This is a genomic window from Niastella sp. (assembly GCF_045805085.1).
GTDB lineage: Bacteria > Bacteroidota > Bacteroidia > Chitinophagales > Chitinophagaceae > Niastella.
Genome location: NZ_JBJMLX010000430.1, coordinates 1 through 5,673 on the forward strand (window position 1 = coordinate 1; position 5,673 = coordinate 5,673).

Here is a 5,673-nt window from a genome sequence, read left to right on the forward strand (position 1 = left end):
AGCCAACGGCGTTGCTACACCAATAACATTCTCTTTTTCAATACTGATTCTATTTCTTCCAGTTTGAAAGGTTTTGAAATATAATCGTTCATCCCGGCTTCAATACATTTTTCCTTGTCGCCCTGCATGGCATCGGCGGTGAGCGCGATCACTGGAATGAGGCTGTAAGGCTCCGGTAACTGGCGAATGAGGCGGGTAGTAGTGAAGCCATCCATTTCGGGCATATTCACATCCATAAAGATCAGCTGGGGATCCTGCTGCTGCAACAGCTCGAGCGCCTGTTTGCCATTGGTGGCTTTTATAACCGCAAACCCCATTTTGCCCAATACTTCAGTTATCAGCAGCATATTGATGGGCTCGTCTTCTACCACCATAATAGTAGCTGCATCAGTAATTTTTTCAATAACGGGTATGGGGCTTATTTTTTCCGGTTGCTGTTTTCCGGTAGTGAACATGGCAGAAAGCGTAGCGTATAACTCGTATAATTTTACGGGTTTTGAAAGGAAACCATGAATGCCCAGTTTTTCGGCTTGCCGCTGGAACATATTTTTTTCAAGCGATGACAACATCATAATAACCGGCGGCGTATACCCTTGAGATGATTTGCGTATTTCCTGCACCAGTTGCATGCCATCCATTTCGGGCATATGGTGATCGGTTAAAATAAGGTCGAGCGGCTCGCCATTCTGCTGCATGCGGTGCAAAATAGCCAGTGCTTCGCGGCCATTGTGGGCGGTTTCGCAGGCAATGCTGAAATAGCGGAATATTTCCTGCATCAGCCAGCGATTGCTGGCATTGTCATCGATCACCAGTACTTTTTGTAAAGGCGGCCGGTAGGCGCCGGTTATTTGGGGTTCAATATTTACAATTTCAAGCGGCAGCTTCAACGTAAATGTGCTTCCACGGCCGGCTTCGCTTTCAACATGCAGGGTGCCATCCATTAACTCGGCCAGGCTTTTTGAAATGGTAAGCCCTAAACCGGTTCCACCATATTTACGCGTAGTAGACGAATCTGCCTGCGTAAAGCTGTCGAATATTTTAACCAGCTTTTCTTTGACAATGCCAATACCGGTATCACGTACCGACAGATCGATATCGATAAACCTTTTACCGTCTTTCACATACATGGTGCCGGCTTTCTTCAGCGACACGAATATTTCTCCTTTTTGGGTGAACTTAATGGCATTGCCCAACAGGTTTACAAACACCTGGCGTATACGAACAGGGTCGCCGCTAACGCGTGAAGGCAGCAGCGGATCGATATGGCAAACCATCTCCAGCTTCTTTTCAAAAGCTTTTACGGATAGTATGTCTATCGTTTCTTCCACCAGTTCATCAATTCTGAAGGATGTATTGTCGATCTGCAATTTACCTGCTTCCAGTTTGGAGAAGTCGAGAATATCGTTGATGATATCCAGCAACCCATACGCCGATTTCTTTACGTTTTCGAGGTAATCGCGTTGCGAATGCTGTAAGTTGGTGGTAAGCACCAGGTCGGTAAAACCAATGATGCCATTCATTGGCGTACGTAATTCATGGCTCATGTTGGCCATAAATTCACTTTTAGCCTGGTTGGCCGATTCGGCCAGATCTTTTGCCTGTACCAACTCCTGCTCCATTTGTTTACGCTCTATGGCGGCAGCCAGCGTGGCGGCAAAGGATTGCAGTATACTGAATTCGGTGATGGTCCAGTCGCGTTCCTGTGTTCTGTCGCTAAAGCTTACAAAACCCCAGAAATAATGCATTGAAAAAACGGGTATTACTGCCGTGGTTTTAATACCGCGTTCCTCATAAAACTGGCGCAGTTCAGGGTCCTGAATATTTTTTACATGGCTGCAGAAGATCTCTTCCTGAATGAGGGATTGAAAAAGTGCAGACTTGCTGTTCAGGTCTTTATTCTGGCATTCGGCGGGGCGATAGATCAATTCATCTCCAGCGCTTTCCCATTGCCACAACCGGCTTGTATACCATTTATCTTCGGCCAGCACATATTCATTCTTGTATACATTCAGGTTATCAACCTGCAATTTCATGCCCAGTAGTTGAATGGCTTCGCCAATGGCCTGGTCAAGATTGTTATTACTGATCAACAAGTGCGTAGCTTCGGATACCGCCTGTAGTAACTGGTCTTTGCGGCGCAGGTTTTCTTCTACCTTTTTCAGCGGGGTAATGTTGTGCACAAACCCTAATACGCCCCACACATTGCCTTCCTGGTCTTTCAACGGCACTTTAACGGTGCTCATGGTTTTCAGCTGGCCATTAGAGAAGTTCGGCTCCTCGGGAATGTATATAATTTTACCGCTCTTCACTACTTCGTCATCATCGGCCCAAAAGCCGCGAATGCCCCGGGTGGGATCGCCGGTAACATATTCAGCGGGGAAACCCACTTCCAGGTCGTCTTTACCAATGATATCCTCCGGCGGTCTGCGCAGTGAATCGGCGCAGGACTGGTTAATCAGCAGGAACCGGTGAGCCGGGTCTTTTATAAAGATCCAGTCGGGGGTTGAATTGATGATGGTACGCAGCAGCTCTTCCGATTGTTTTACGTCAACCAGCAACTGCTCGCGTTCTACCTCTGCCTTCTTTTGCTCGGTAACGTTACGCGAGGTGGAAATGATCTTTACTACCTGGTTGTTTTCCTTCACCGGTTTCAAAATGCTTTCCAGCCAGATGTATTCGTTGTTATTTGTTCTGATGCGGTAACGCAATCTAAGATTGTCGATTCTGCCTAAAACCGCGCTGTTTTTTTGAAGGATGAATGCATGCACATCCTCAGGGTGAACAAATTCCGTGATGGAACGTCCTTCCATTTCTTCAATTAAATAACCCAGTGCTTTTTCCACCGAGGGCGATACATACTGGAAAACCCCATCGGGGCTGCTTACTGAAATGATATCTTCGGCATGTTCGGCCAGCAGGCGGAATTTTTGTTCGCTGTTTTGCAGGGCCTGTTCGGCAATAACTTTTTCTGTAACGTTTACTCCAATACCCTGAATTTCTGAAACGCCATCCTCATTTTGCAGGGCAATGAACTCCCAGTCGGTCCATTGAAAGTTAACGGGATTTTTAAGCGATTTTTTAATCAGCAGTTTGTACACCGTACCGGGGTGTAACCAGCACAGGTCGGCCACTTCCTGGCAACGATGCAGATCGCGCGTGTGGATGGTTGTATAAAAAGGAACTCCCAAAACATCTTTTTCAGTATACCCGAAGGCCCGTAAAAACTGCGGGTTGGCATAAGTAAAATTCCCATTGCGGTCTATACGCACCACATAGTTGGTTTGGGAGTTGAGGATGGATGACAGGTATTTCTTTTCGCGCAACAGGTCGTTACGAGCCGTTTGCAAGGCTGCATAGTTTTGTTTATTATGCCGTAACAAGGGGTCTATCACCAGGAAAATAAGACAAATGAGGGCCACGATCAGCGAAATGAATTTGCTGGTATTGATGGTAGAAGATTCCTCCATTCTATCGGTTACCACGCCGGTGTACCGTTGCACCACCTCATTCATCAGCGGGTAGAACTTTCTTTCGCTGTACAGGATCTGTTGTTTATAAAGGGGGCCGTTGATGGCCAGCAACTGGCTATCGGCCAGGAACACTTCCCGGGCTACAGCAATAATGGCTTTAATGTAGGTTTGGGCATTGGTGAGGTCGCGGGTAATTTCCAGCAGGTCGTTGGTGACCGGTTCATCCTTTACGATCTTTATTTTATCGCACAACAGCTGGTTGCCGCTGATAAAAGAATCGGTAGCGCTGCGTAATTGTTCCCGGATGGCCACGCTTTCAGGTTCTGGCAGGCTTCCCTTGGTAAGTAACATCACGTTCTTGGTAATGAGCTGACATAGCGTTTGCTGCTGCCCGCTTATATTCACCAGCTTTACCATTTTTTCATTCTGTTTGCTCGACAGATGGATCATGTAATAGCCGAAAAAGTTGAATAAAAGCACGGCTGCAAGCAGCACAACAGCAATTCTTACCAGTTTACGAAAGGGACTGTTCATTGTTTTTCAGAGTACAATACTTACCCTGTATAATAACTGATTAATACCATTTGTATTGAATATCAACCCATGTTTTTTACCATAAATAAGGGTATTTCTTCAATTTTTTAGTTTCCGGATGAGCTTGGTAAACAGAAACATAAAGAAAGGGTAGTGGAAAAAGCAGGATGAGGAGGTAAGGAAGCAGTTACATGTTACAAGTTACAGGTTTCAGGTTGCAGGGCCTTATTTTATGGCTTTGTTTTCCCTGTAACCTGAAACCTGTAACTGGTTATAAATTATACTATACAGCACTAAAATATACCGCTCCACTAATAGTCAATCACCTGTTCTTCAATAACCGCAGGTAATGGGCGCCATTCGTACTGCTGGTTGCGCAATTGCGGTTCAAACCCGGCATCCTTAATGGCCTGTTGAATGCTCTTGTAAGTAAAGCGGTGCGGTGCACCGGCAGCGCTTACCACATTTTCTTCCAGCATAATGCTGCCAAAATCATTCGCCCCGGCATGCAGGCAGATCTGGGCGGTTTGCTTACCCACGGTGAGCCAGGAAGCCTGGATGTTCTTCACATTGGGCAGCATGATGCGGCTAATGGCGATCATGCGAATATATTCATCGGGCGTGGTGAGGTTATGCACCCCGCGGATCTTCGTCAATAAGGTATCCACATCCTGGAAGGTCCAGGGTATAAAGGCAAGGAAGCCCTTGGCTTCAGCCGGTTTCCTGGATTGTACTTCCCTGATCTTTACCAGGTGCTCAAAACGTTCACGAACGGTTTCCACATGACCGAACATCATGGTGCCGGAAGTGGTAATGTTCAGTTTATGCGCTTCGTGCATAATATCCAGCCATTCCTGCGAGCCGCATTTACCTTTTGAAATAAGGCGGCGAACGCGGTCAACCAGGATTTCGGCGCCGGCGCCGGGGAGGCTGTCCATACCGGCCGCTTTCAGGGCGGTCAAAACTTCCCGGTGGGTCGATTTTTCGAGTTTGGTGATATGGGCAATTTCAGGGGGCCCCAGGGTATGCAGTTTAATGGTAGGGTACAGTTGCTTTAATTGACTGAAAAGATCAACATAGAACTGTAATCCCAGCTCGGGGTGATGGCCACCCTGCAGCAATAATTGATCGCCACCCCATCGGATGGTTTCTTCAATTTTCTTTTTATAGGTAGCGATATCGGTTATGTAAGCATCGGCATGGCCAGGGATGCGGAAGAAGTTACAAAACTTACAATTGGCGATACATACATTGGTAGTGTTAACGTTCCGGTCTATTTGCCAGGTAACTTTACCATGCGGTACCTGTTTTTTACGCAACTCATTGGCTACAAACATTAGTTCTGTCAATGGGGCTTGTTCAAACAGGGCCATTCCTTCCTCAATGGTCAGCATGTCAAAATTCAGGGCTTTCGCATATAGCTCATCCAGGTGCATAAAAATTTATTGTAGCAACAAAAGTACTAAACGAACGGTTCAGAATGCATCGGATAAATGGAAATCCGAAGGTTATTGGTACTTCTTTAGCTGTATTTCAGCAGGCATACCGTGTTGTTTAGTTGTTTTTATACCAATGGTTTAGCATTGTCAGATAATTATTTTATCTTACCTATCTAATTAATACCCAGAGCCAGCTACTAATAAACCTGCTCCCATGCGATTGCTGAGTA

The 5,673-nt window shown here is 46.2% G+C and carries 2 protein-coding genes; both read right to left on the bottom strand.

Annotated features, from left to right (window positions below; genetic code table 11):
* Positions 1-14: 14 nt before the first annotated feature.
* A complete protein-coding gene (locus tag ACJ751_RS22555; RefSeq protein WP_407747790.1) occupies positions 15-4,004 on the bottom strand; it encodes a response regulator in 3,990 nt (1,329 codons plus the stop codon).
* 311 nt (positions 4,005-4,315) lie between these two features.
* Positions 4,316-5,440: a cyclic dehypoxanthinyl futalosine synthase gene (gene mqnC / locus ACJ751_RS22560; RefSeq protein ID WP_407747791.1), complete on the bottom strand. Its 1,125-nt coding sequence runs from the start codon at positions 5,438-5,440 to the stop codon at positions 4,316-4,318.
* Positions 5,441-5,673: the final 233 nt, after the last annotated feature.